This is a genomic window from Roseivivax sp. GX 12232 (genome assembly GCF_021272185.1).
GTDB lineage: Bacteria > Pseudomonadota > Alphaproteobacteria > Rhodobacterales > Rhodobacteraceae > Roseivivax.
Map to the genome: position 1 here is coordinate 1 of NZ_JAJSEC010000036.1, position 1,198 is coordinate 1,198.

Here is a 1,198-nt window from a genome sequence, read left to right on the forward strand (position 1 = left end):
GTTGCCCGCCACGGCGATCAGCGCGCGCGACATCTCGGGGTCGGTCGAGACCAGAACGCCGTGCAGGTCGATGTCGATCTTGCGGCCCGGCGCCTTGGCTTCAGTCTCGGGCGGCGGGGCGTTGGCCGTGCCGAAGGGCGCGAGCGCCAAGATGTTGTCGGTGCCGGCAGGAGCGGGCGCGGTGTCGCGCGCCTCGGCACTGGGCGCATAGGAGGCCGGCAGCACTCCGGTGTGGCCCGAGAGGTGCCAGGCGAGCTGCGCCGCCGGCGGGCCGAGCGTCGCGGCAAGGGCCAGGATCGCGAGGCCCGCGAGAAACCAGGGCCGCGGGATCATGGCGCGCCTCCGTCCGGCAGATAGCCGGTCAGCGTCACCAGGCTTTCGCCGGGCGGGCCGGCGGCCACGCGCACCTCCAAGAGCCCGCTGCCCTCGAGCGCGCGGCGCGCGGTCCGGGTCTCGATCCGGCGGTCGAGAGCGCTTTGCCAATCCGGGCGCATCTCGAGGCCCAGTTGCTGCGCCACCAGCGCGTTCTCGGCCACCCAGCGGGCAATAATGCGGTCGGAGAGGCCGCGCGTCTGCGCCACATGCCGTTCGGCGGCGCTCAGTAGTGTCACCGCCGAGACGGCGAGGACCGCCATGGCCACCAGCGCCTCGATCAGGGTGAAGCCCGCCTCGGGATCGCGCCGCCCGGTCATGGCGCCTCCACCCGGGCCGCGACCCCGTCGAAGATCACCCGCGCGCCCCGGGAGCCGCCGAGCGCGAAGACCGCCGGGCCGGTTGGAGGGGGCAGGGCGCCGGGCGTGATCATCAGCCGGCCTTCGCGCTCGGCCAGCTCCGCGCCTTCGCGCGACAGCCCGCCGCCGCCGACGCTCTGCCAGGTGCCGAGACGCGGGTTGGGGTGGGCCGACCATGCCCCGTCCCGCCGCTGCATGAAACGGTAGCTGCCGTCTTCCCAGTCGAGCGCCGCGACGCGGCCACCCACCATGCTGCCCTCGAGCGCGATGGAGAGCCGGGCGGCCAGAAGCTCGGCCTCCTGCGCGCCGCCCCGCCCCGCGCGGTCCTCGGGACGCAGGCTGATCGCCGCGACCCCGGCGGTGACGCCCAGGAGCGCCAGCACCACCAGCACCTCGACCAGCGTCACACCCGCCTCGCGACCGCGACGGCAGCGCGACGCGCGCGCAGCGGGGCAGGGCGCGGCACG

The 1,198-nt window shown here is 75.5% G+C and carries 3 protein-coding genes; all 3 read right to left on the reverse strand.

All coding sequences use genetic code 11. From position 1 onward, the window contains the following. Window positions 1-333, reverse strand: a 333-nt coding sequence (locus tag LR948_RS18790; protein WP_232755696.1) for a type II secretion system protein N, incomplete at its 3' end; no start/stop codon positions are given. Beyond that, window positions 330-692 carry a type II secretion system minor pseudopilin GspI gene (gene gspI / locus LR948_RS18795; RefSeq protein WP_232755697.1) on the reverse strand — a complete coding sequence of 121 codons (363 nt, stop codon included), beginning with the start codon at window positions 690-692 and terminating at the stop codon, window positions 330-332. The genes LR948_RS18790 and gspI, both read right to left, overlap by 4 nt. Beyond that, a partial coding sequence (locus LR948_RS18800) for a prepilin-type N-terminal cleavage/methylation domain-containing protein (RefSeq protein WP_232755705.1) occupies window positions 689-1,198 on the reverse strand: 510 nt, incomplete at its 5' end. The genes LR948_RS18800 and gspI, both read right to left, overlap by 4 nt.

Excerpts from the sequence above, each read along its gene's own strand:
- gspI (WP_232755697.1), bottom strand. The coding sequence starts at position 692 with ATGACCGGGCGGCGCGATCCCGAGGCGGGCTTCACCCTGATCGAGGCG.